Here is a 24,544-nt window from a genome sequence, read left to right on the forward strand (position 1 = left end):
TATGGTCGATGCATTAGAAACACAAGATATTCAAGAACTTAAAGGTGTTGGAGTCGCCATGGCTGAGAAGCTGGCGAAGCTCAATCTGCATACAGTTCAAGACTTGCTGTTTCATCTGCCCATTCGCTATCAGGACCGCACTCGTGTCGTCCCAATTGGACAACTACGCTTCGGGGATGAAGCAGTCATTGAAGCCGACGTTGTCGGCTGTGAGATTAAAATGGGCAAGCGCCGTAGCCTGATCTGCCGTGTACGTGATCACTCTGGCTCCCTATGCCTGCGCTTTTTTCACTTTTCTGCCGCACAAAAGAAACAACTTGAGCAAGGCAAAAGAGTCCGCTGCTTTGGCGAAATACGCCGGGGCAGCACGGGGTTTGAAATCTATCACCCAGAATACTCCATACTCAAAGACGATGAACCTCTGGATGGCTCGGACCAACTCACGCCCATCTATCCATTGACGGAGGGTTTAACACAAACCAAAATCCGCCAGCTGTGTGAACAAGCCCTAGAGCGTCTTACCCCATACAATCTGCGGGAGTGGCTGCCGGATTCCATCAGAGAGGCATTCAGCTTACCGTCCTTGGCCGATGCCATTAAATTTCTACATCATCCCACTCAAGGGACCAACTTAGAACAACTTAAGCTCGGTAACCATCCGGCACAATATCGCCTGTCGTTTGAAGAACTCATGGCCCACCAGCTCTCCTTGATAAACAAGCGCCAGCTATCCAAAGAAGACCGAGCGATTGCCATTACCGAACAGGGAGCCTTATACCAGGCATTGTTGCAGCAGCTGCCTTTTTCTCCAACGGGCGCACAACAGCGGGTTTCCCAAGAAATTTTGCAAGATATGGCAACTGGGCACCCTATGCTGCGCCTAGTGCAAGGGGATGTGGGTTCAGGTAAAACGCTAGTGGCCGCTCTAGCCGCCGCCAGCGTGGTGCAACAAGGTCGCCAAGTAGCGGTCATGGCACCTACAGAGATTCTCGCAGAACAACACTACCTTAACTTCAAAGCTTGGTTTGAGCCTTTGGGCATCAAGGTGGCATGGATGATCGGAAAGTTAAAGGGAAAACAGCGGGAAGCCGAAATGGCGGCCATAGCTTCCGGTGACGCTGCCATCGTCGTTGGCACCCATGCCCTTTTCCAAGAGAGCGTCACCTTCCATGGCATGGCCCTCGCCATCATTGATGAGCAGCACCGATTCGGGGTGCATCAGCGTATGGCCCTAAGGGAAAAAGGCTTACAAGCTGGATTCCAGCCCCACCAGCTGATCATGACGGCTACCCCGATACCACGCACCTTAGCCATGTCTGCTTATGCGGATTTAGATTGTTCCATTATTGATGAGCTCCCCCCTGGGCGAACGCCAGTGAATACCATTGCGGTTTCAGACCAACGGCGGGAAGAAGTGATTCAAAGAGTCCGCCACGCTTGCGAAGAAGGCAAGCAAGCCTATTGGGTCTGTACCTTGATCGAAGAATCCGAGGCCTTACAGTGCCAAGCGGCGGAGGACACTGCCACGCTACTCATGGAACAGCTACAAGGCATTCAAGTAGGCTTGGTACACGGCCGGATGAAAGCCCAAGAAAAAGCCGACATCATGGCGCGGTTTAAAGCCGGTGACATTCAGCTGCTCGTCGCCACCACCGTGATTGAAGTGGGCGTCGACGTGCCCAACGCAAGCCTTATGGTGATCGAAAACCCAGAACGCTTAGGTTTAGCGCAATTACACCAGCTAAGAGGGCGTGTGGGTCGTGGCCAAGCAGCTAGCCACTGTGTGTTGCTGTATCGTTCGCCACTAGGGCAACAGGGCCGCGCACGCCTTTCCATCATGCGCGAGACCACCGATGGCTTTAAGATTGCTGAGAAAGATTTGGAGCTTCGAGGCCCTGGAGAACTGCTCGGCTCCCGCCAGACAGGTTTGCTGGAATTTAAAGTGGCGGATCTACAACGAGACAAGGCACTTTTAGACGGCGTACAAAGCGCCGCAGCACAATTATATCGTGACTACCCAGAGCATGTTTCTCCCCTACTCTCACGTTGGTTACCGAAACATAATCAATATCTCAATGTGTAGCTTTGCGTAATAGAGAGCATTCACGATATTGATCAGTATTTAATCAAAAATTCATATATCCATTTCACTATTTAGGCTATCTTCCCTCCCAACGGAACCCCCTAAATCAGAGGAATGACCCATGTCGGCAATCGCCCACTCTCTAACGCTTAAAAAAGACTTATCATTCAATGGCTCATACGGCTTTCGCGTCCATGGCGATCGTATTACCTTGACGATTCAACAGATCAATAACCACAGAAGTTTTGATAATCTAAGTGGCACAGTAGCCATCGAACTGCGTGGCTACCGTCAAGATGGTGCCGAAGCGGTACTGGCTAGCACAACGATTGGCCAGCTCTCTGGACAACACTATTTATCTAACTGCGAATATGACTTGATTTTCACGGCACCGGAAGCCGGTCAATGGCAGCTAGCCTTAGAATTACGCGAGTGGAATGGCTCTGACTACGAGTTAATTGATAGCCAGCCTTTTGATGTACCCTATGTGGTGGCATGGCAGCCAACGGTCGTCGAACCTACAGTGACTCCCACCACTAAAGAAAAAGTGGTCAGCATCGAAGAAGCACCAGCCACTCCAGTCTCAAAACCGGTAAAAAGTAAAAAGCCAACGGAGCAAGACAAAGCACCTAAGGCCAAGAAAACAGCCCCAGAAAAAGAAGGCAGCGGCCTCATCAGCATTAATCAAAGCTCTTTAGAAGAGCTGGCAAGTGTCAAAGGTATGCCAAAGAAAGTCGCGAAAGAAATCGTAGAAAAGCGCCCTCACACCTCTTGGGAAGCCTTGCTTAAAATCAAGGGAATGGGGCCACGCATGTTGAAGAAGTTAAAAAAAGCACTAAAACTGGATTGATTCAAATTCAGAGACAAAAAAACCACGCCTTTGCGTGGTTTTTTATTATGTGGGAGACAGCATTAAGGAATCTTCACCACTGTGGTGTTCTTCACTTCTTCCATAGCCACGTAGGTACGAGACTCACGCACGTGAGGCAGAGTCAGAAGGGTTTCACCTAAAAGATGACGATAGGCGTCCATGTTTGATACCCGAGCTTTCAGTAGGTACTCAAAGTCACCTGCGATCAAGTGACACTCTAAGACTTCAGGGATCTCAGACACAGCCTCTTTAAATTCGTTAAAGCCCTCTGGAGACGTAGCTTTTAGACGAATCTCAACAAACACCAACAACCCGGCGTCCACCTTACGAGGGTCAACCAACGCGCAGTAACCCGTAATGTAACCATTGCGCTCAAGTCGGCGTACACGCTCCAAACAAGGGGTGGCACTCAGCCCTACTCGGCTAGCAAGCTCAACATTCGATAGACGACCGTTAATTTGCAGCTCCCGAAGGATCTTTTTATCCAATCTGTCTAAAGGCTTTGCAGACGTTTCCATTAACATGATGCTCCGAAGATAACTGACTCCTAATTTAGCGTGATTCTATCACGTGGCAAATACCTTAGGAAAAATAAGCTAAACTCAACCATTTGGTCAGGTGGCCCTATATCATCGCACCAAATAATTACAAAGAGCATCAAATAGCACCAAATCTATTCAAATGGTGCTAAAAATCACCTATATCCACCAGAAACTACCGGTTTATTGCGTCAAATTGGAGCAAAAAAAATAATATACGCACCAATCGTAAACAAAATAAATGATAGCTATTAGATATAAAGTACTTATTGCCAAATAGTTATCAAGATGTACAAAAAAAGGAAAAAAAACGTACAGATGCAGTGATTTCGCCTTGACGAGAGGGGGGTAACAGTAATTCTATAGGGTGGTAGGGTGTAAATTTAGAAGATTGCACTGGACGAGAAATTCAAAAGAATAACTAAAAATATTGGCAAGCTAATTGCTACATAAATAATCGAAAATGGCATCTACTCATCAGATTCCAATTTTGAACATAAAAACTAGTAATGCCTGGGAGGCAAAATCATGAAATCGAACGTAGGTAAAATTCTTTCTACCGCTGCGATCGCTGCTACTATCAGCACCGGTGCAGCTGCCGCAACATTGGACGACGTAAAAGCAAAAGGCTTTGTTCAGTGTGGCGTGAGCCAAGGTGTTCCTGGCTTCTCTAACGCGGACGATTCTGGTAACTGGACAGGTATCGACGTTGATGCATGTCGTGCAGTGGCTGCTGCCGTCTTCGGTGATGCACAAGCAGTTAAATTCACACCACTTTCTGCGAAAGAGCGTTTCACTGCACTACAATCTGGTGAAATCGACATCCTTTCTCGTAACACCACTTGGACGTACACTCGTGACACGTCTCTAGGTCTAGACTTCACTACGACTAACTTCTACGACGGCCAAGGCTTCATGGTGCGTAAAGATCTAGGTGTGTCTTCTGCAATGGAACTTGACGGTGCAACAGTTTGTACTGAGCAGGGTACCACTACAGAATTGAACATGGCTGACTTCTTCCGTAAGCACAAATTGTCTTACGTTCCAGTTATCGTTCAAAAAGCAGACGAAGCGCTAGCGGCATACGCTTCTGGCCGTTGTGACGTCTTCACAACAGATAAATCAGGTCTAGCAGCACACCGCTCTAAGCTTTCTGATCCATCTGCACACGTGATTCTTCCAGAAACCATTTCTAAAGAGCCTCTAGGTCCTGTTGTTCGTCACGGCGACAACCAGTGGAAAGACATTGCGACTTGGGCACTATTCGTTCAAATCAACGCAGAAGAAATGGGCATCAGCTCTGAAAACGTTGCGAAAATCAAAGCAGAATCTACTGACCCAGCGATTCGTCGTCTACTAGGCGCTGAAGGTAACATGGGTGAGGCACTAAGCCTTGACGCAGATTGGGCTTACAACATCATCGCAGAAGTAGGTAACTACGGCGAAGTGTTTGAGCGTAACGTAGGTCCTAACACTCCAGTGGGTCTCCCACGTGGTGTGAACAACCTATGGACTGAAGGCGGCGTTCTTTACGCGCCACCAGTACGTTAATTCGTATTTAATCCCTTACCTACCAGGGATTTTGCCCAGCGGCACCAGCCGCTGGGCACCCCCTTCCGAATATCCATCTGACGAGCATTCTCTGCCTGAACCAAGATGAGCGAACAAAAAGCAAGTAACACGAGTTTCTTGAACGACGCAGGCAATCGTGCCTTGTTGTTTCAAGCAGTACTCCTAATTGTCGTCCTCGCTGTCGGTTATTATTTGTTCCATAACCTACAAGCGAACTTACAAAACCAAGGGATCTCCACGGGCTTCGCGTTTTTAAACGAGCCAGCGGGCTTCCCGATCTTAATCCATTTAATTGAATATACCGAAGCCAATAGCTACGGCCGTGCCTTTGTTGTTGCCTTAATTAACACCACCCTTATCTCATTAATGGGTATTGTATTGGCAACCATTATCGGTGTGATCATGGGCTTGGCCCGTTTGTCACAGAACTGGTTAGTCGCTCGACTTGCAACGGTATACATAGAAACTCTGCGTAACATCCCATTATTGTTGCAGATGTTCTTCTGGTACTTCGCGGTATTGGCTACCCTGCCCCACCCACGCAACAGTATTATTTTTGGTGATTTCTTCCTGAATAAGCGTGGCATCTACTCGCCTTCACCTATTTTTGGTGATGCCTTCGGTGTGGTAATCTTTGGCTTCCTAGCGTGTATCGTAGCTTCCATTGCCCTCATCGTTTGGGCGAAGAAGCGTCAAACCCGTACCGGGCTTTGGTTTCCTGCTTACTGGACATCCTTAGCGATTATTGTCTTTGGCACCGTGCTCTTTTACTTCATCGCAGGCTCTCCAGTAGACTTTGAACTACCACAGAAAAGCCGTTTCAACGTAACGGGTGGCATGGTATTGGTCCCTGAATTCGTTGCTGTTTTGATTGCCCTATCCACTTACACAGGCTCATTTATCGCAGAGATCGTACGTGCGGGTATTTTGTCTGTGAACTGGGGGCAAACGGAAGCATCACGTTCTTTGGGTATGCCAGACAACCTCACTCAACGTTTGATTGTCTTACCACAAGCACTGCGAGTGATTATTCCACCACTTACCAGCCAATACCTTAACTTGGCCAAAAACTCGTCTTTGGGCGCTGCAATCGCTTACCCAGAACTTGTTGCCGTGGTAATGGGAACCACCCTAAACCAGACAGGTCAGGCCATTGAGACCATAGGTCTGTGTATGTTGGTGTACGGTACTTTAAGTTTGTCCATTTCATTGTTTATGAACTGGTACAACAAAAAAATGTCTTTAATTGAGCGATAAGGGGGCACACATGGCGATTGAATTCAAACCTTCTCCTAGCCTACCACCACCGAGCAATGCTGTCGGTCCGGTCGCTTGGATTCGTAAAAACTTTTTCTCAAGCCCACTGAATATCATCCTGACGATTTTCAGCCTTTACGTTTTGTATTTGTTAATTCCGCCTGTCATTGATTGGGCAATTCTCAATGCAACATGGGAAGGTACTTCCAAAGCTGCTTGTACAGGCGGTGGTGCATGTTGGGCATTCATCCGGGTGCGTTTTGATCAGTTTATGTATGGCCTTTACCCACCAGAAGAATACTGGCGTGTGAACTTGGCAGCCATTCTACTGGTTGTCATGGTGGGCATGTTTGCCATCAAAGCAGTGAACAAGCTGTTTTTATCGATTGGTATCATTGTGGTGTACCCAATCGTTGCTTACTTCCTGTTTGCTGGCGGTATATTCGGTCTAGAAGTGGTTGAGACGTCTCTTTGGGGCGGTCTGTTCTTGACCATGCTGCTGGGTATCATTGGTATTGTAGCGTCTTTTCCATTAGGTATTTTGCTGGCGCTAGGTCGCCAATCTAAGATGCCAGTTGCGAAATCTGTCTGTGTGATTTTCATTGAGACAATTCGTGCGGTGCCTTTGATCACTATCCTATTTATGGCGTCTGTCATGATTCCGCTGTTCTTGCCGGATGGTCTGAACTTTAACAAGTTGTTGCGTGTATTAATCGGCATCACTATGTTCTCTGCGGCGTACATGGCAGAGGTTATCCGTGGTGGTCTACAAGCCATTCCAAAAGGTCAATACGAAGCCGCTGATGCGATGGGGCTGACCTACTGGCAGTCTATGATCCTAGTCATTTTGCCACAGGCTCTAAAACTAGTGATCCCTGGCATCGTAAACACCTTCATTGGTTTGTTTAAAGATACAACGCTGGTTTACATCGTAGGTATGTTTGACTTCTTGGGTATCATCCAAATGGCGAACCATGATGCCAACTGGCTCGGCACGACGACGGAAGGTTACGCCTTCGCAGGCTTTGTTTATTGGGCTATCTGCTTCGGTATGTCCCGCTACTCCATGGCGGTTGAGCGTAAGTTAGATACTGGACACAAGCGGAATTAATAAGAGAATTTGAGGCCTTAACATGACAGATAGAAATATGGCACTCGCCCAACTAGAACAGGGCGAAAGCGCAATCATCGAGTTTAACGATGTAAACAAGTGGTACGGTGAATTCCACGTACTGAAAAACATCAACTTCAGTGTTAAAAAAGGCGAGCGTATCGTTGTCTGTGGACCTTCTGGTTCAGGCAAGTCGACCATGACTCGTTGTATCAACCGCCTAGAGGAGCACCAAAAAGGCTCTATCTTAGTGGATGGCATTGAAATGAATGACAACCTGAAAAACATCGAAGCGATCCGTAAAGATGTGGGCATGGTGTTCCAACACTTTAACTTGTTCCCGCATTTGACCATCCTTGAAAACCTGACTCTTGCGCCAATCTGGGTACGTAAAACACCTAAGAAAGAAGCGGAAGAAATGGCGATGCATTACTTGGAGCGTGTTAAAATCGCGAACCAAGCCGGTAAATACCCAGGGCAGCTTTCAGGTGGTCAGCAACAGCGTGTGGCCATCGCTCGTGGTCTGTGTATGAAACCACGCATCATGTTGTTCGATGAGCCAACGTCGGCACTTGACCCTGAGATGATCAAGGAAGTATTGGACGTTATGATTCAGTTGGCCGATGAAGGCATGACCATGGTGTGTGTGACACACGAAATGGGCTTTGCGAAAACCGTTGCCGACCGAGTTGTGTTTATGGATGCGGGTGAAATCGTTGAAGCGAACACGCCTCATGAGTTCTTCGAGAACCCACAACATGATCGTACACAACTGTTCTTAAGCCAGATTTTGAACCACTAAAATCAAGATTTTTTGGCATTCGATACAAAAAGCCCCTGACGGGGCTTTTTTGTTGTTTATAATGGCCTAATATAAGTCATTGGTCTTTATAAAGGATTTTTTGTGTCTGAGCAGCCAGTCGAATCGACGAATACAACCAAAGTGAGGATCGTGCACCTTGCCGACCACACGGGCAAAATGCAGGTTATCTTCCCCTTCGATAGCATGTTAGATATGGCCGCTTTGTCTCGTTTAACAAAGCGTCGCTTTGATCCTGTAGCCAACTACAATGTAGATGGTGACCCTCTTATAAAGCCTAATGTCTGTCCGACTTTAATCGATAAGTCACTGCTCGAAAGCGAACTCATTGACCTACGGGGTAGCGCCTCCCAAAGTTATAAATCACTGACACTAGCAGAGTTCAAAGAGCGGTTTCAGGGCCCATTAACGCGTTATGAAACGCTTGCTATTCCTGTATGTGAGATTCCAACGCCAGCCAAAGACTTAGAAAGCGATGCGGAACAGATGTTCAAAGCATTGGGCAAGTTTCAATCGGTGCGATTGAAGCAGCGCCTTGAAGAGACCTTAGAAATTCCACCGCTACCTGCGTCCTCCCATCGTATTATCCAGCTGTGTGCTAACGAAAAAGCCGGTACTGATGAATTGTGCGATGTGATTAGCCTAGATCCAGCCCTGTCGGCCCAGGTCATCAGCTGGGCAACCTCTCCTTACTACGGAGTAAAAGGCGAAATAGAGTCTGTGGAAGATGCCATTATTCGAGTGCTCGGGTTCGACATGGTAATGAACTTAGCGCTGGGGTTATCCATGGGCAGTGCCTTCCAGTTACCTGAAGATGGCCCGCGTCACTATGAAGATTTTTGGTTCGGTGCTGTGTCCCACGCAGTACTCATGGAAGAGCTGGTGCGTAAAATGCCTTCCGGCAAGCGTCCAAGATTAGGGCATGCCTACTTAGCCGGACTGTTACACAACTTTGGTTATCTAGCCATCGCTGTGGTACTGCCTCCCCATTTTGGTATTTTGTCCCGCTATATCGAAGCCAATGCCCATTTAAGTGCAGACGTAGTAGAGATGCAGACTCTACGCTTCACCAAAGAGCAATTAGGAGCTTGGTTACTGAAACATTGGCAGCTTCCGGCAGGCATCTACACAGGCATTCGCTACAGCCGCACGCCGGAATATCGTGGTGAACATCATGCTATCGCGAATCTGCTGTGCTTATCCCATCAGTTGTTCGAAGAGTCATCACTTAATCAAACGCTGCTAAGTGATTTGGGACTCACTGTAGAAGATGTCCAGGCCTGTTACAGCAAGGTCATGGGATCCTCCAAAGAACTTGCCAAAATGGTCGAACTGATAAGCGGCAATAAATGACTTCAATGAATGCAAAGGTTGCTCAGCAGTTAGACTATCGCTGGCACCGGATTCAACGGTTACAACGTTCGAATATTCCTAAGTCCATCTACCCTTGGCTCGCCACAGATCAGTCCATCACAGCAAAACTGAGATGTGCCGGGCAACTCAAGGTTGAACTTTTAGAAGAACGCTGGGGGGTTCCAACGCCCCGAGAGCGGCTTCGGCTGGGCCTAAAAGATCGGGAAGTGGCAAGAATCCGCACCGTTGTGCTTCATGTTGATGACATCCCCGTGGTCTATGCTCGCTCTATTATGCCCGCACGTTCCCTACGTGGCTCTTGGCGCTACTTACCTTACCTGAAGAATCGTCCCTTGGGGGGTTACGTGTACCGATCGGGCGCTCTCAAGCGCAGTCCAATAGAAGTGGCACAATTACCCGCTGGCATTCTAAAAGAGTGCCCTGATGCACTCTGGGCTCGCCGCTCTATCTTTATGGAATTTGGTCCAGGGATTTTGGTGAACGAGGCGTTTTATCCTAGTATAGGCAAGTTCACGAGCCTCGCTGGGCGCTTTTAGTCAATCAATCTAACAACGGAAAGTATGAGTAAACTTAAAGATTACGCGGATCTCACCCGTTTTAACCGCCCTATTGGTTCATTGCTACTCATGTGGCCCACCTTGTGGGCATTATGGCTCGCTGCGGATGGCTGGCCTGAATGGCACCTTATTATCATCTTTGTGCTGGGTGTCTTTGCCATGCGCTCCGCTGGCTGTGTCATTAACGACTACGCTGACCGCAAAGTGGATGGACACGTAGAGCGTACAAAAAACCGCCCTCTTCCATCAGGTCGAGTGTCGGAGAAGGAGGCTCTAGGACTGTTTGCAGGATTAGCGTTACTGAGTTTTGTGCTCGTGCTGATGACCGACAGGCAAACGATTCTGCTCTCCTTTGTTGGCCTTTTCTTGGCCGCTTTATATCCATTTATGAAACGCTATACGCATCTGCCCCAGCTTTTTTTAGGATTGGCATTTTCATGGGCCATCCCTATGGCTTACAGCGCTCAGGGAGGCAGCTTGTTAGACATGGAGCTTTGGATGTTGTTTGTCGCAAACTGCTTCTGGACCATCGCCTACGACACCTATTACGCTATGACAGATCGCCCTGATGATCTTAAGATTGGCATTAAATCCACCGCCATTCTATTTGGCCAATATGATTTGTTTGTCATTATTGTTTTACAAGGACTGACCTTATCCCTAATGCTTTGGATTGGCGTTTTAGCGCAACTGGGATGGCTTTACTACTTAAGTATTGTTGGCGCAGCGGTGTTATTCTATTTACAGTATCAACAAGCCAAAGATCGGAATCGACAAGCCTGCTTTAAGTCCTTTCTTGATAACAACCGAGTTGGTTACTGTTTGTTTGCAGGAATACTTCTAAGCTATTACATTTGAGAGGGCGGATGTGACATTTTAACATAGCTGTCACATTAAACCGCTTTAATATCTACCGTTCCTGAGATGAGGGTATGTCCTGTGACCGGTAAAAAAGTACTAATTATCGATGATGAAGCGCCGATTCGCGAAATGATCGCTGTCGCGCTAGAAATGGCTGGCTACGAATACATGGAAGCCGAAAACAGCCAACAAGCACACGAAATCGTGGTAGATCACCGTCCAGATCTAATCCTATGTGATTGGATGATGCCTGGAGGCAGTGGTATCGAGCTAACACGCCGCTTGAAAAAAGATCCAACCACCGCAGAGATCCCAGTGATCATGCTGACAGCAAAAAGCGAAGAAGACAATAAAATTCAAGGGCTAGAAGTTGGCGCTGATGATTACATCACCAAGCCTTTCTCTCCCCGTGAGTTAGTGGCTCGCTTGAAAGCGGTATTACGTCGTGCGACCCCACAAGGTGTTGATGACCCAATCGAAGTGGAAGGCCTGTTGCTTGACCCTATTAGCCAACGTGTCTCAATCGGCACTGCGCCAATTGAAATGGGGCCAACAGAATACCGCTTGCTGAAGTTTTTGATGACCCATCAAGAGCGGGCGTATTCGCGAGCACAACTGCTTGATCAAGTTTGGGGTGGCAATGTCTACGTTGAAGAGCGTACCGTGGATGTTCACATCCGACGCTTACGTAAAGCCATCGGCGACTCCCACGACTTTTTGATCCAAACTGTCCGAGGTACGGGTTACCGCTTCTCGGCAAAACGTACGGCCTAAGACTTTATGAAACAAATCTGGCGCAAGGCAATTTTAACATGGCTAAGTGGTCTAGCGGCTGTGTTATCCATTGGCCTCGTCATAGGCTATCCCCTAGCCACAACTCTTTTGTATGTGCTGGGGTCTCTCTATTGGCAGCTTTATCAGCTGTACTTGTTTCAATCTTGGTTACGACGTTCGGGGAAATCTGCCCCTCCGGAATCCAGTGGTATCTGGGGGGAAGTCTTTGATGCGGTGTATCGCTTGCAGAAGAAGCAACGTAAATCCAAACGCCGTATGCGCCAAGCGCTTAATCGAATTGAGAACTCCACTGCCGCCTTAAAAGAAGGCGTTATCATGGCCGACAGCCAAGGTAACTTAGAGTGGTGGAATAATTCGGCAGGTCTGTTACTCGGGCTGATGCGTCCAGTGGATCGAGGTCAGCCCATCACCAATATACTGCGTAATCCTGAGTTCTATCGCTACTTTTCACAAAAGCGTTTCGGGGAGCCGTTAGTGATCAAGTCGCCCTCCAAAGAAGGCGTGTATTTGGAAGTCCAAACCACCCTTTACGATCAAAATGATCACCTTATTTTTGTGCGCGATGTGACCCGTTTATACCTGCTTGAGCAGATGCGTAAAGACTTTGTGGCCAATGCTTCCCATGAGTTAAAAACACCGCTCACGGTGATTAAAGGCTATCTCGAAACCCTCTCTATGTTTAAAGACAGTCTTCCTGCAAGTATGCAACGGGGTGTCGACAGCATGTCTGATCAATCCCAACGGATGGAGCACTTGATCGAAGACCTACTACTGTTATCCCGCTTAGAAACCAATGATAAGCGTGAAGATCACCAGTGGCTGAATTTGAATGAAATCTGCGACACTATTAATAAGACTGCGCAACCCATCCTCTCTGATCAGCATGCGCTGACTTTTTCTATCCCAGAGAACAGCTATATTTATGGGGCATCCAATGAGCTCTACAGCGCTTTCTCTAACTTGGTTGTAAATGCCATCAAGTACTCACCCAATGGCGGTAAAATCCAAGTGACGTGGGAGAAAACTGAGCACAGTGGGGTATTTTCGGTAGAAGATCAGGGGCTAGGTATTGATCCGCGCTATATCCCTCGTCTAACAGAGCGCTTTTTCAGAGTGGATAAAGGTCGTGGCTCTAGCACTGGAGGCACAGGATTAGGGCTCGCTATCGTCAAACATGTACTCATTCACCACAATGCCAAGCTACAGATTCGTAGTCAGCCAAGCGTTGGCAGCACCTTCTCTTGTTTCTTTCCAATTGACCGAGTACGTCAAGATGCGCTGCTGGCAGCTGTGACGTCCGACACCTCATCTGATCAGGCTGAAAGCACAGCAGATCGATAATAAAAAGCCGTCTGGTGTGACGGCTTTTTTGTACCTCAATTACAAGGATTCAAACAACTGGTGAATGAAACCTTCTTTCTCTGGATCCTGATCAATCAAAGCCAAGGTCACTGTTAAGAACGCAGAATCAGGCTTCTTCTCTGTGGTAGCAATGGCTTGAACATAATAATTCAAGCGGTTGACCTTACTGTCAAAAGACAAATCTAGCACCGCCTGATCTAGCACCGTTGGGATCACATCGTCACTTTTGATCAAGAGTGTTGCTTCTGTTTTTGAGAAATGAATCACCATGCAGCGGAACTCTTTACCAGCAAAGCGCACCAGGCTGGGGATTTTTACATCTTTCGAGGTCACCTCGGGTTGAATAATACCGCCCTTTTGACTGGGCACTGACTTCGCACCACTGGTGAGAATGCTCAAAGAGTCCCCACCTGTGCCCCCAGAACCAGAAACGGGAGCGGGAGCACTGCCCAGTTTTTTCTCGATACCATGTTTCTTTGCAGCCGAAACCACTTTTTGAATCAATTGATCCGGTGAAAATGGCTTCCCCAGATAATCCGTTACCCCAGATTTCACCGCTTCGACGACATGGGACTTATCCCCCCGACTGGTGATCATCACAAACGGTAAAGTCTCCTTTTTGTACTGGGGCTGCTCGCGACACCACTGCAATAGCTCAACCCCCGTCATTTCAGGCATCTCCCAATCACACAACACCATGTCAAAAGGAATCTGCTCCAGCATTTTCTGGGCTTTTCGACCGTTCACCGCTTCTTCCACTGTGCAAGCAGGGAAGCGTTTGCGTACGGTACGCTTGATTAAATCTCGAGTAAACGAGGCGTCATCGACAACGAGGATTTTCAAATTAGCATCCTATTTAGTTTGCGACAGCAAATCAGAAAAATTTACAAAGCGCTTGGAATACAGCTTGATCCAAAGCAAGGTAGCCGCCACCACGGCGATAGGCATCACAAACAGATTTAGCAAAGGTATGGTAATACCAACCATGACAATAAAACCAAATGTCCAACAAAGTAGCGGTCTTTCACGTAATGACGCCCGCATCTCAGAGAAGCTGACTTTATTGTTATCAAAAGAATAATCCATGTATTGAAGCGCTAACATCCACGCAGAAAACAGCAACAACAGTACTGGGGATACAGCGTTTACAAGGGGAACAAAGGACAGCAATAGAAGCCCTAAGAAACGAGGCAAGAAATACATCAACTTCTGTAATTCTCGCTTGATACTGCGACCAGCAATCAGCATCAAGCTCTTTGCAGTAATGGCTTCGTCAAAGACTTTTCCCGTCTGTTGTTCTTCCACCTTTTCTGCCAAAAATGCCATAAATGGGGCTGCCAGAATATTCACCCCCACGGAGAAGCTGTAAAAAAGCAAGATCCCCACCACAATGTTAAGGATTAAGTAGAATAACCAATTTAAGAAAGACAGCCATTCCGGCATATAGCCCATCATGCCATCAACTGCTGTCGACATATAATTGAGGGCAACCATATACAGTAAGGCCATCAAAACAATATTGGCTAGAATGGGAGCCAGTAGAAATAAACGTAGGCGTTTTGAAAATAACAAAGGCAGTGCCTTAATAAAGGAGCCTGCAGCCAAAAATGGGTGTGTAATCACGTTGTAGAACCTTCCATATCGCGCATTAAGAACGTTTTCTAATTGGGATATTTAACCATATTCGTCTAATCGACTGGGCAAAGAAAACAAATATTTTCGACACAGCAAAGCAATCGATCTGGCCTCAATCAGTAAGCTTTTGTATCTCACACTGCTTTTCACTAGGTATTCAGGTTAAATTTGATACACTTTGGCATGAACCCTTGCACACCTGAAAGATACTCCTATGAATACTTTTAAACGCCATCTGTTTTTCACTTTCCTATTATTGACCACCTCGGTAACGGGCTTCGCCTTAGAGTTCAATGCACCAAAAGGCCCAATTATTCTGACCTTAGGGGGCAATATTGACGAAACTAACCAAGGCGACAGCATGGTATTTGATCGAGACATGCTCATGGCACTTCCGAGCCATGAAGTATCGACAGATAACCCATGGAATGAGGGTGTACAGACTTACCAAGGATTTAATCCCATAGATCTTTTGGCAGCCGTTGACGCAGAGGGCGATATGTTACGAATCACAGCTCTCAACCAATACATCACCGAGATTCCGGTCAGCGACTTCCAACAATTTGGCGCCATCATCGCCTACAGCAAGAACCAAGAGATCATGTCGGTGCGTACCAAAGGACCACTTATGGTCGTATATGACTTTGACGATTACCCTGAATTACGTTCTGAAACTTACTATGGTCGATCCATTTGGCAAATCCAATCCATAGAGGTCTTCAACTCAAAGGAGTAACACGTGGCATCTAGCCCCCAGAAAGGACTTTGGAAACCTCGACTTCAGCGCTGGCTAACATTTGGCTTGGCAGCCTGTGTCATTGTGCTCTCAGTGTTAGCATTTACCCTTTCTGCCATGAGTAATGACAGCAGTAGGCTGAATGCTCGCCAAGTGTTTGAAAGCTCTCGCTGGAACGCCCTGCAGCTGCAATTGCAGGCATATCGCTTAATGAATTATGTGGTAGATCTCTCTGCCGACGACCTGCCCTTAAACGGTCAAGGGTATTTCCAGTACGACCTCATGCTCAGCCGAGTTGATCTCCTACGTCAGGGGGAGATCGGCAACCATATCCGCACCTTTGGCAATGGCCGAGCAGTCCGTCTGCTCAATATTATTACTGGCGAGCTTGAACTGATCAGCCTGAATATCGAACACCTTGAGCAAGGCCGCATTTCACAGGTCCCCATCATCCTTGAACGGCTTAAATCCTTAGACAGTCAGATTTCAGACTTTGTTTTTATCGTTAACCAAGGAGCCAATGAGTACGTCAGCGAGCAACGCCAGCTTCTTGAACAGCGACTCACCTACACCCAGAACGTTGCTCTAGGTCTTTTTGTCACCACCATAGTGTTAGTGCTCATGGCCTTTAAAGTGGCCCATGACCAAAGGCTCATATTCGCCAGAAATCGTCGTTTAGAGGCCCGGGTAGAAGCAGTACAAGAAGAGAAAACCGAAGTTATTGCTCGTATTGTCAACGAACTGCGGCCGAATATTACTGCCCTAGTTGGTCTATGCGTACAAAACGGGACCTCTCCTCATACATCCGTAAAGGATTTACGTCGATTGAACGATGCTGCCAGTATGAGTAATCACCTCCTGACCCAAATAGACTGCTATCAGGATTTGACTCTAATTGAGTCCAATCAAATGGTATTACAGCCTAGTAAGGTCTGCCTAAGACAGCAGATTGAGCACACCCTTGAGTCCCTTAGTAACCAGTTTACAGAACACCATTGCCGAGTGATCAGCCTAGTGGAGCCTCGTTTACCTCAATATATGGAAACAGATTACGGGCGTTTACACGAAATTCTATCAACATTACTGGCGCAGATTTTACCCTATGCCAAACACTCCCCTGTGGTGTTACAAGTTCGCCCCTCTACTCTACCGATTATAGAAACCCTTGGAGCAGGCAAGACACCACAAAAAGTTATTCAGATTTCCCTTCGGGATACAGGCTATGGCCTGCCAGAGGACATGCAAACAGGGCTCAGAATTAACCCTCACAATCCGGCCAATACCATCGCAAAGCAGATTCAGTTAATCGGTCTTGGACTGACCTTTTGTCATCGCTTAATCAGTGCCATGGGGGGCGAGCTGCACTTTTCCAGCGCCAGTGATAGCGGGACCGAAATCTGGATCAATATCCCTATGGGGACTGGGGAACATACGGCTCCCCCCGCCATCGAGAGAGCGCCTCTGCAGAGTGCAATATTGGTACTGGAATCCAACGCCCTCGCCGCCCACGCATTAGAACAGGGGCTGGCGGCACACTTTACGCAGGTCACAGTGATAGATGAGACGGCTTTCTTAACCGGATCTAAACAAGACTTCCATTATCTGTTACTAACCGACTTACGCTTGATGGACAACGATTGCATACAAGCGGTGCATTATCTCGCCGCTTCTGGCATTCAAATCATTGCCACCGAAGAGATTGCTGATATTTTACCGGAGCTTACTGTGCATCTGGTGCTACAGTACCCTATTACTCAGTCGCAACTTGATAAAATTATTTCCCCGCAGGAGTAGCGCTATGCCCATCGACACAGACCAGCTACAAAGTTTGATTAGTATTCTAGGGAAAGAGACGTTAGTGCGTGTGCGCCAAAGTTATCTAGAAGACAGCGAACCTAAGCTTGCCCAGTTAAAGCAAGCCGTTGAAACAAATCAACTCGCTTCTGTCGAGCAACTGAGCCATTCACTAAAGTCAGCAAGCGCCAATATGGCACTGAGTGACCTGGCAAAATGTTTTGCCGATATGGAGCATCAAGCAGCTCAAAGCCATTCAGATCAACTCATGACACTCTACATCAAGGCCGAATCCTGCTACGGGCAAAGCGTAACAGCGCTCAAGGAATTTTTCTAAATTCTCATCGCCCATAAAAAAGGAGCATGATCACTCATGCTCCTTTTCATTCTTACCATTAAGCGCAATAACAGCTAGCCGTTGTTGTCATCCTTGGTTTTCACTTCTAGGTCTTCCGCTGGGATATGACGCACATCCACACCGTTAATCAGGTACACCAAGTGTTGGCATACATGGCGAGAGTGATCACCAATACGCTCTAGGGAACGCAAAATCCAAATCACGTTAAAGACACGACCGATGGAGCGAGGATCTTCCATCATGTAAGTGATCAAAGAACGGATAGCCGTCTTGTATTCCAAGTCCACTGAACGGTCTGCCTTTGCCACGCGCACAGCCGCTTCAAGATCAAGGCGGGCGTATGCATCAAGGCTCTCTCGCACCATGCGAGTCACCATTTGACCAATACGGTTGATCTCCACGTAACCCCGTGGCGACTCTCCTTCATTGATCAATTTCAAAGAGTGGTTGGCGATCTTTTTCGCTTCATCACCCATACGCTCTAGTTCTGTCACTGCTTTGCTAATAGACAGGATCATGCGCAAATCCGTCGCCGCAGGCTGGCGCTTAGCCAAGATGCGGGTACATTCTTCGTCGATGATGCCATCAAGCTGATTCACAGTGGCGTCTTTTTCTTTTACTTCTTCCGCTAAGGCGCCATCGCTTTCCAATAGCGCGTGGATGGCATCAGCCACTTGGTTTTCTACCACACCACCCATGGTTAGGAAGTGCTGGCGAAGCGTCTCAAGCTCGTTGTTAAACTGTTGAGAAATATGATCCGTAGTAAGTTCTCGCATGATTGCAGTTCCTTATCCTAACCGTAACGACCAGTGATGTAGTCTTCTGTTTGTTGTTTTGATGGGTTGGTAAACAAGGTATTGGTATCACCAAACTCCACCATATCCCCCATGTACATAAACGCAGTGTAGTCCGATACACGGGCTGCCTGCTGCATATTGTGAGTTACAATGGCAATGGTGAACTCGTTTTTCAGCTCGTGAATCAACTCCTCGATTTTCAGCGTGGAAATTGGGTCCAATGCCGAAGCGGGCTCATCCAATAGCAATACTTCAGGTTTTACCGCCACCGTACGGGCAATCACCAGACGCTGCTGCTGACCACCAGACATACCCAAAGCACTCTCATGCAGACGGTCTTTGACTTCATCCCATAAGGCTGCAGAACGCAGTGCCCATTCAACGGTTTCGTCGATCACACGCTTCTTATTAATGCCTTGAATACGTAGACCGTAAGCCACGTTTTCATAAATACTTTTTGGGAATGGGTTCGGCTTTTGGAACACCATGCCCACTCGGCGACGCAGCTCCGCCACATCAGTCCCTTTAGCGTAGATGTTTTGGTCATGCAGGTTGATATCACCCGTAATACGGCAGCTGTCGACCAAATCATTCATGCGGTTAAAGCAACGCAATAGGGTCGATTTACCACAGCCAGATGGTCCAATGAAGGCCGTCACCTTTTTCTCAGGGATGATCATATCAATCCCTTTTAAAGCTTCTTTCTCTCCGTAGTAAAGGTGTAAGTCTTTAACGGAAAGGCAAACTTTTTCGTCTTCAATGCGCAGTGCGTTCTGGCCACGTTGCATTGCTGAAATATCAATTGAGTGTGTTTTAGTTTCGCTCATAATCGTCTCTTCTCCGCCGTCTTACATTTCCAGCGATTTGTATTTTTCACGTAGGTGGTTTCGAATGGTTACCGCTGCAAGGTTAAGCGTTGCAATCACGATCACCAGTAGAAGGGCTGTGGCGTACACCAAAGGACGCGCCGCTTCTACGTTCGGGCTCTGGAAGCCCACGTCATAAATGTGGAAGCCCAAGTGCATGAACTTCTGATCCAAGTGAATAAATGGGTAGTTACCGTCTAGTGGTAGTGATGGCGCAAGTTTTACCACACCCACCAACATCAGTGGCGCAACCTCACCCGCTGCACGGGCTACTGCCAAAATAACCCCTGTCATGATCGCTGGGCTCGCCATAGGCAATACCACACGCCACAAGGTTTCCGCTTTAGTCGCGCCTAATGCCAAAGACCCTTCTCGCACGTTACGTGGAATACGAGACAGACCTTCTTCAGTCGCCACAATCACCACAGGTACCGTTAACAGGGCAAGAGTAATCGACGCCCACATCAAGCCACCGGTACCAAAGGTCGGAGATGGCAATGCTTCAGGGAAGAAAGCTTGGTCGATGCCTTGACCCATAAAGTAGATAAAGAAACCTAAACCAAACACACCGTATACGATGGACGGTACGCCCGCTAAGTTGTTTACCGCGATACGAATCGTACGGGTGATCACACCTTGCTTAGCGTATTCGCGTAGGTAGACCGCCGCCACGACACCAAACGGTGTCACCAGAATGGTCATCAACAATACCATCATGACCGTACCAAAGATCGCAGGGAACACACCGCCTTCAGTATTGGCTTCACGGGGCTCAGCGCTTAAGAACTCCCACACTTTCGAGCCGTAGAAACCTAGCTTGGCAGGAATACCCATTGCGTTTGGACGAAAAGCACGCACCACTTTCGCGACCTGCAGCTCATGGACACTGCCATCCATTACTTGGACAACAAAGGTGTCACGGTTAATTTCCCCGTAAAGGTCAATCAAACGTTGTTGCAAGGCTTCGTACTTGGCATCTTCTTCAGCACGTTGTGCATCAATATCAGCCAGCTTCGCTGGGGTTAAGTTATTATTTAACTCCAAACGACGTTGCTCTAAACGAAGGCGCTCAAGCTTGTGGTTGATGGCTCCGATTTCGTCTTTTTCCACATCGTGGATGTCATCGTAAATCGCTGTAGCACGCTCAATGCTGCGCTCAAATGCTGCCCAAGTCGCTAGGGCAGAATCCGTAGGCGTTAGGTCTGTGGTTTCAGACACCACTTGACCGTTTTCTTTTACAGACAGCAAGTATCCGTACAGGTTACCCCATTCGTGACGCTCTGCTACGAACATCATTTCTGGCTTGGTGACATCTGTGAAGTACTCATCAATGATCCAGCGGAAATCAGAACCGTACACATCACGGTTACCGGTTTTCATCAGTGTACGCTGCATAAGATCGTGATGATCTTCTACATTGATCCCTGCTTCACGAAGCTGTGCGGCAGGCACCTCTGCAGACTCAACACGTTCTGCCACCAGTTTGTAAGGCTGTGAACCTGGCATGCTGTAAGTACCCTGGACCACGTCTGCTGGCCAGAAGTGACCAAGACCACGTACCGCAATCAGGGCGAGTAGACCCAGCACCATGATGACAGAGATCGCCACGGCACCTGCGTTTAACCATACCCATGGATCACCAGATTTCACCCACTGGGATACGGTTTGTTTTTTCATTTTCAATTCAGTACTCATTACAACGACCCGTATTTCTTACGTAGGTGCTGACGCACGGTTTCTGCGATGGTGTTCACGACAAAAGTAAAGATGAACAACACAAACGCTGCCAAGAACAAGATACGGTAATGGGAGCTACCCACTTCAGACTCTGGAACTTCCACCGCCAAGTTGGCTGCCAAGGTACGCATGCCTTCGAAGATATTGAAGTCCATGATTGGCGTGTTACCTGTGGCCATCAATACGATCATGGTTTCACCCACCGCACGACCCATACCGATCATGACCGCTGAGAAAATACCTGGACTCGCAGTAGGTAGAACCACGCGGGTCATGGTTTGCCAGTAAGTCGCTCCCAAGGCCAAAGAACCTTGAGTCAGTGCTTTAGGCACTGAGAAAATAGCATCTTCAGTGATCGAAAAGATCGTTGGAATCACCGCGAAGCCCATGGCAAAACCGACTACTAAGGCGTTACGTTGGTCAAAAGTGATGCCTAGATCGTTGGTGATAAAGCCACGGATATTACCGTCAAAGAAGTTCAGCTCGATCACTGGGCTCATGGCCACACAGAGCCAACCCAGCAAAACAACCACTGGAATCAGCACAAGTGGCTGCCAACCTTCAGGAACCAACCAACGAATGCCTTGGGGCAAGCGGGACCACAATAAGGCAAACAACAGAATACCCACTGGCAATACAATCAAAATACTGAATGCCGCTGCCAAGTTTTCTTCAAGGAAAGGCGCAAAGAACAAGCCAGCTAAGAAACCCAAAATAACCGTTGGTAAGGCTTCCATTAATTCGATAATCGGCTTCACCTTACGACGTAGGCCTGGGGCCATGAAGTAAGCTGTATAAATGGCACCACAAATAGCCAATGGCACGGCCATCAACATGGCATAAAACGCAGCCTTGATGGTACCGAACGCCAAAGGCATCAAGCTGTATTTGGGCTCAAAGTCATTGTTTGCAGCAGAAGACTGCCAAGTGTAAGTAGGCTCTTGGTAGCCTTCGTACCAGACTTTGCCCCAGATTGAGGACCAAGACACTTCTGGATGCTCGTTTTCCACTTCAAAGAAATGCAGACCTTTACCGTCTTCCAACAACAAACCGTTTGCACGAGGTGCGAAGCTGATCATACGCGCAGAGCCATCACTGATGACTTCGTCGATAACTTGACGGCTGGAAGTGGAATTAAAGATGGCAACACTGCCACGATCATCCAACGTAGCGAACCCTTTACGGCGATGCTCCATTGCCATGTCCACGATAGCATTTGGCTGGTTTACATCACGGATAAAGGTGAGGTGCTCAACGTTATTGTCATCACGTACGTTAAACCACTGGCTCACTCGGCCCATTGAATCCGCTACCATCACCGAGGATTGTCCAAGAAGGTAGCGCAGGGATACTAGCTTGGCATCACCGTCTAGCAGGTCAATCTCGTCTTTCAGTGTCACATTATCCAAGTCACGTAAGTCAAATTCGGATAAATCACCAGAGCGTGTCGCCACGTAGAGGTAACGTTGATCTCCGGAAATAAGCAATGCATGGGCGTCTGTCACAAACGGCACCGGAGCACTGCTACGCGTAAGCTCAACTTCTTCGGTAATAAAGTTCACGTCTTTGGTGTATTGCACCACTTGAGCGGCACTGTCACCGATGACCGCTACTGTCATACGGTCATCGTTGTCACGTAAACTCAACTTTTTAATCGCAAAGTCTGCCGCTTCGATCCCTTCTTCCCCGTATGGGTACACAATGCTCGGGGTAATTAAACGAACACCATCTGGGTAAGTGGTCTTGTATTCCTGCTGAGCAACCAGCACTCGCCCATCTTCATAGGCGAAAGCAAACAAGTTACTGGTGTCTGATTCCACGGCAAACGCTGTTGGCTCACCCACTGGGTTATCCACTTTTTGGAGGATGCTGCCGTCAGCGATGTTGAAGTAAATCATGTCGCCATTGGCGGCCACACGAAAGCCTATCTCAGCCTGTTCTTCAGTACTCAAGTATAAGCTCTTACCGGACTCTTCAGCCGGTAAGGTGTACTGTTCTTTGGGTTCTATGCTGGCACCTGAAAAGAGGGGTGCAACCTCATACAATAAATAGAAACATATCAGCATAACAGCCAGGATCACGCTGCTCCCACCGATGGCAATCCCCACCGTTGCGCCGCGATCTTTGAGAGCTCGAACTTTACGATGGCGCTTTAGCGCTGGCGTATTAAAGTCCAACTCAGGTGTTTTTTGATCCGCTTGTGTACTCATCGAATTCAACTTTTTTGTGACAATTTTGTGACAGATAACAACCTAACAAAAGCAGGAGAGACCTAAGTCCCTCCCGCTTCGTTGCATCCCGCAATCTTTCCCTATGTTCCAGCCTTACTGGATACCTAGGTCTTTCATGTATTTCGCAGAAACTTTAGCTGGTAGTGGTACGTAACCGTCTTTCACTACAACTTCTTGTCCCATTTTAGAAAGAACCATCTTCACGAACTCACGCTCTAGCGGAGCAAGTGGTTTGTTCGGTGCTTTGTTTACGTAAACGTAAAGGAAACGAGACAGTGGGTATTTGCCAGAAGCAGCGTTTTCTGGCGTCGCTTCGATTAGCTCACCGCCTTCTTTCTTAGTCAGTGGCAAAGCACGTACTGAAGACGTTTTGTAACCGATACCAGAGTAACCAATACCGTTAAGAGACGTAGAAACTGACTGCACTACAGAAGCCGAACCAGGCTGCTCGTTTACAGAGTTTTTGTAGTCACCTTTGAATAGAGCGTTAGATTTGAAGTAACCGTAAGTACCAGATACTGAGTTACGACCAAACAATTGAATGTCACGGCCAGCCCAAGCACCTTCTAGGCCTGCAGCACCCCAGTTTGTGATGTCTTCACTGTGGCCACCCTTACGAGTAGAAGAGAAGATCGCATCCACTTCTGGAAGAGATAGACCTTTGATTGGGTTATCTTTGTGTACGAATACTGCTAGCGCATCGATCGCCACTGGCACAGCCGTTGGCTTGTAGCCGAATTTTTTCTCGAATGCAGCAATTTCGCCGTCTTTCATCATACGAGACATTGGACCGAAGTTAGAAGTACCTTCAGTTAGAGCTGGTGGCGCAGTAGAAGAGCCAGCCGCTTGAATCTGGATGTTAACGTTAGGGTAAAGACGTTTGAAGTCTTCTGCCCATAGAGTCATAAGGTTTGCTAGAGTGTCAGAACCTACGCTTGAGATGTTACCAGAAACACCGCTTGCTTTAGAGTAAGCTGGAAGGTTCGCGTCAACATCTGCAATCGCGTTTACAGATACGCCTGCTAGGGTAGATACCGCTAGAGTTGCAACTAGTTTTTTCATCACTTCAACCTCAATGGTTATCGTCAATTATGTATGAATCGAAACATGATTTGTTCTTCGATGATGCAAACTATAGAGATGCTTTGTGACACTAATGTTAAAGAATGAAATATTCGCTAATTTTTT

The 24,544-nt window shown here is 47.6% G+C and carries 22 protein-coding genes; 14 read left to right on the forward strand and 8 right to left on the reverse strand.

All coding sequences use genetic code 11. The features are described 5' to 3' along the window. Position 1 precedes the first annotated feature (1 nt). Both recG and ACFQ45_RS05855 read left to right on the forward strand, forming a co-directional pair. Entirely contained in the window at positions 2-2,083 is a 2,082-nt protein-coding gene (recG, locus tag ACFQ45_RS05850) for an ATP-dependent DNA helicase RecG (RefSeq protein WP_377366059.1), read from the forward strand. A 121-nt stretch (positions 2,084-2,204) separates the two neighbouring features. Further along, entirely contained in the window at positions 2,205-2,933 is a 729-nt protein-coding gene (locus ACFQ45_RS05855; protein ID WP_377366060.1) for a helix-hairpin-helix domain-containing protein, read from the forward strand. Positions 2,934-2,995: 62 nt separating this feature from the next. Here ACFQ45_RS05855 and lrp read toward each other — a convergent pair whose 3' ends face one another. Beyond that, positions 2,996-3,472 carry a leucine-responsive transcriptional regulator Lrp gene (gene lrp / locus ACFQ45_RS05860; RefSeq protein WP_055462571.1) on the reverse strand — a complete coding sequence of 159 codons (477 nt, stop codon included), beginning with the start codon at positions 3,470-3,472 and terminating at the stop codon, positions 2,996-2,998. Positions 3,473-4,021: 549 nt separating this feature from the next. On the opposite strand from lrp, the gene ACFQ45_RS05865 reads away from it, so the two are divergent. The 9 genes from ACFQ45_RS05865 (at position 4,022) to phoR (ending at position 13,181) form a co-directional block, all read left to right on the forward strand. Further along, a complete protein-coding gene (locus tag ACFQ45_RS05865) occupies positions 4,022-5,044 on the forward strand; it encodes an amino acid ABC transporter substrate-binding protein (RefSeq protein WP_377366061.1) in 1,023 nt (340 codons plus the stop codon). Between the two features lie 105 nt (positions 5,045-5,149). Further along, the gene (locus tag ACFQ45_RS05870) at positions 5,150-6,322 is read left to right on the forward strand and encodes an amino acid ABC transporter permease (protein ID WP_377366062.1); all 1,173 of its coding nucleotides are present in this window, start codon (positions 5,150-5,152) and stop codon (positions 6,320-6,322) included. 10 nt (positions 6,323-6,332) lie between these two features. Next, positions 6,333-7,433 (forward strand): amino acid ABC transporter permease, encoded by a 1,101-nt coding sequence (locus ACFQ45_RS05875; RefSeq protein ID WP_377366063.1) that lies wholly within the window; start codon positions 6,333-6,335, stop codon positions 7,431-7,433. A 22-nt stretch (positions 7,434-7,455) separates the two neighbouring features. Beyond that, positions 7,456-8,235 carry an amino acid ABC transporter ATP-binding protein gene (locus tag ACFQ45_RS05880; protein ID WP_452600447.1) on the forward strand — a complete coding sequence of 260 codons (780 nt, stop codon included), beginning with the start codon at positions 7,456-7,458 and terminating at the stop codon, positions 8,233-8,235. Positions 8,236-8,337: 102 nt separating this feature from the next. Next, complete coding sequence (locus ACFQ45_RS05885) at positions 8,338-9,606, forward strand: HDOD domain-containing protein (RefSeq protein ID WP_377366064.1); 1,269 nt, start codon at positions 8,338-8,340, stop codon at positions 9,604-9,606. Beyond that, positions 9,603-10,163, forward strand: coding sequence for a chorismate--pyruvate lyase family protein (locus tag ACFQ45_RS05890; RefSeq protein ID WP_377366065.1), 561 nt, complete (start codon positions 9,603-9,605; stop codon positions 10,161-10,163). The genes ACFQ45_RS05885 and ACFQ45_RS05890 overlap by 4 nt, the downstream gene beginning before the upstream one ends. Positions 10,164-10,187: 24 nt before the next feature. Then, positions 10,188-11,042: a 4-hydroxybenzoate octaprenyltransferase gene (gene ubiA, locus ACFQ45_RS05895; protein WP_377366066.1), complete on the forward strand. Its 855-nt coding sequence runs from the start codon at positions 10,188-10,190 to the stop codon at positions 11,040-11,042. A gap of 81 nt (positions 11,043-11,123) precedes the next feature. Then, positions 11,124-11,819 carry a phosphate regulon transcriptional regulator PhoB gene (phoB, locus tag ACFQ45_RS05900; protein WP_377366067.1) on the forward strand — a complete coding sequence of 232 codons (696 nt, stop codon included), beginning with the start codon at positions 11,124-11,126 and terminating at the stop codon, positions 11,817-11,819. 6 nt (positions 11,820-11,825) lie between these two features. After that, positions 11,826-13,181: a phosphate regulon sensor histidine kinase PhoR gene (phoR, locus tag ACFQ45_RS05905; RefSeq protein WP_377366068.1), complete on the forward strand. Its 1,356-nt coding sequence runs from the start codon at positions 11,826-11,828 to the stop codon at positions 13,179-13,181. A gap of 39 nt (positions 13,182-13,220) precedes the next feature. On the opposite strand, the gene ACFQ45_RS05910 is transcribed toward phoR, so the two are convergent. Beyond that, on the reverse strand, positions 13,221-14,045 hold the full coding sequence (locus ACFQ45_RS05910) for a response regulator (protein WP_377366069.1): 825 nt from the start codon (positions 14,043-14,045) through the stop codon (positions 13,221-13,223). 9 nt (positions 14,046-14,054) lie between these two features. Then, positions 14,055-14,825, reverse strand: coding sequence for a sulfate transporter CysZ (gene cysZ, locus ACFQ45_RS05915; protein ID WP_377366070.1), 771 nt, complete (start codon positions 14,823-14,825; stop codon positions 14,055-14,057). Positions 14,826-15,051: 226 nt separating this feature from the next. Between cysZ and ACFQ45_RS05920 the strand changes: the two genes are divergently transcribed. Genes ACFQ45_RS05920 through ACFQ45_RS05930 form a run of 3 tightly spaced genes read left to right on the forward strand, consistent with a single transcriptional unit; the run spans position 15,052 to position 17,704 of the window. Continuing rightward, positions 15,052-15,573, forward strand: a complete 522-nt coding sequence (locus ACFQ45_RS05920; protein ID WP_377366071.1) for a hypothetical protein — start codon at positions 15,052-15,054, stop codon at positions 15,571-15,573. A gap of 3 nt (positions 15,574-15,576) precedes the next feature. Next, entirely contained in the window at positions 15,577-17,367 is a 1,791-nt protein-coding gene (locus ACFQ45_RS05925) for an ATP-binding protein (RefSeq protein WP_377366072.1), read from the forward strand. A gap of 4 nt (positions 17,368-17,371) precedes the next feature. Further along, the gene (locus ACFQ45_RS05930; RefSeq protein ID WP_377366073.1) at positions 17,372-17,704 is read left to right on the forward strand and encodes an Hpt domain-containing protein; all 333 of its coding nucleotides are present in this window, start codon (positions 17,372-17,374) and stop codon (positions 17,702-17,704) included. 74 nt (positions 17,705-17,778) lie between these two features. On the opposite strand, the gene phoU is transcribed toward ACFQ45_RS05930, so the two are convergent. From phoU to ACFQ45_RS05955, 5 genes are all read right to left on the reverse strand, one after another. After that, entirely contained in the window at positions 17,779-18,501 is a 723-nt protein-coding gene (gene phoU / locus ACFQ45_RS05935; RefSeq protein WP_377366074.1) for a phosphate signaling complex protein PhoU, read from the reverse strand. Positions 18,502-18,518: 17 nt separating this feature from the next. Beyond that, entirely contained in the window at positions 18,519-19,310 is a 792-nt protein-coding gene (gene pstB, locus ACFQ45_RS05940) for a phosphate ABC transporter ATP-binding protein PstB (protein ID WP_377366476.1), read from the reverse strand. A 60-nt stretch (positions 19,311-19,370) separates the two neighbouring features. After that, complete coding sequence (pstA, locus tag ACFQ45_RS05945; RefSeq protein ID WP_377366075.1) at positions 19,371-21,083, reverse strand: phosphate ABC transporter permease PstA; 1,713 nt, start codon at positions 21,081-21,083, stop codon at positions 19,371-19,373. Further along, on the reverse strand, positions 21,083-23,335 hold the full coding sequence (locus tag ACFQ45_RS05950) for an ABC transporter permease subunit (protein ID WP_377366076.1): 2,253 nt from the start codon (positions 23,333-23,335) through the stop codon (positions 21,083-21,085). The genes pstA and ACFQ45_RS05950 overlap by 1 nt, the downstream gene beginning before the upstream one ends. Positions 23,336-23,449: 114 nt before the next feature. Continuing rightward, positions 23,450-24,418: a PstS family phosphate ABC transporter substrate-binding protein gene (locus tag ACFQ45_RS05955; RefSeq protein ID WP_377366077.1), complete on the reverse strand. Its 969-nt coding sequence runs from the start codon at positions 24,416-24,418 to the stop codon at positions 23,450-23,452. Positions 24,419-24,544: the final 126 nt, after the last annotated feature.

This window comes from Rhodanobacter aciditrophus, assembly GCF_042679525.1.
Classification (GTDB): Bacteria; Pseudomonadota; Gammaproteobacteria; order Pseudomonadales; family Marinomonadaceae; genus Marinomonas; species Marinomonas aciditrophus.

Bases quoted from the DNA above. Each gene is read 5' to 3' on its own strand.
- recG (WP_377366059.1), top strand. From the start codon at position 2: ATGGTCGATGCATTAGAAACACAAGATATTCAAGAACTTAAAGGTGTT.
- ACFQ45_RS05855 (WP_377366060.1), top strand. From the start codon at position 2,205: ATGTCGGCAATCGCCCACTCTCTAACGCTTAAAAAAGACTTATCATTC.
- lrp (WP_055462571.1), bottom strand. From the start codon at position 3,472: ATGGAAACGTCTGCAAAGCCTTTAGACAGATTGGATAAAAAGATCCTT.
- ACFQ45_RS05865 (WP_377366061.1), top strand. From the start codon at position 4,022: ATGAAATCGAACGTAGGTAAAATTCTTTCTACCGCTGCGATCGCTGCT.
- ACFQ45_RS05870 (WP_377366062.1), top strand. From the start codon at position 5,150: ATGAGCGAACAAAAAGCAAGTAACACGAGTTTCTTGAACGACGCAGGC.
- ACFQ45_RS05875 (WP_377366063.1), top strand. From the start codon at position 6,333: ATGGCGATTGAATTCAAACCTTCTCCTAGCCTACCACCACCGAGCAAT.
- ACFQ45_RS05880 (WP_452600447.1), top strand. From the start codon at position 7,456: ATGACAGATAGAAATATGGCACTCGCCCAACTAGAACAGGGCGAAAGC.
- ACFQ45_RS05890 (WP_377366065.1), top strand. From the start codon at position 9,603: ATGACTTCAATGAATGCAAAGGTTGCTCAGCAGTTAGACTATCGCTGG.
- ubiA (WP_377366066.1), top strand. From the start codon at position 10,188: ATGAGTAAACTTAAAGATTACGCGGATCTCACCCGTTTTAACCGCCCT.
- phoR (WP_377366068.1), top strand. From the start codon at position 11,826: ATGAAACAAATCTGGCGCAAGGCAATTTTAACATGGCTAAGTGGTCTA.
- ACFQ45_RS05920 (WP_377366071.1), top strand. From the start codon at position 15,052: ATGAATACTTTTAAACGCCATCTGTTTTTCACTTTCCTATTATTGACC.
- ACFQ45_RS05930 (WP_377366073.1), top strand. From the start codon at position 17,372: ATGCCCATCGACACAGACCAGCTACAAAGTTTGATTAGTATTCTAGGG.
- phoU (WP_377366074.1), bottom strand. From the start codon at position 18,501: ATGCGAGAACTTACTACGGATCATATTTCTCAACAGTTTAACAACGAG.
- pstB (WP_377366476.1), bottom strand. From the start codon at position 19,310: ATGCAACGTGGCCAGAACGCACTGCGCATTGAAGACGAAAAAGTTTGC.
- pstA (WP_377366075.1), bottom strand. From the start codon at position 21,083: ATGAGTACTGAATTGAAAATGAAAAAACAAACCGTATCCCAGTGGGTG.
- ACFQ45_RS05950 (WP_377366076.1), bottom strand. From the start codon at position 23,335: ATGAGTACACAAGCGGATCAAAAAACACCTGAGTTGGACTTTAATACG.
- ACFQ45_RS05955 (WP_377366077.1), bottom strand. From the start codon at position 24,418: ATGAAAAAACTAGTTGCAACTCTAGCGGTATCTACCCTAGCAGGCGTA.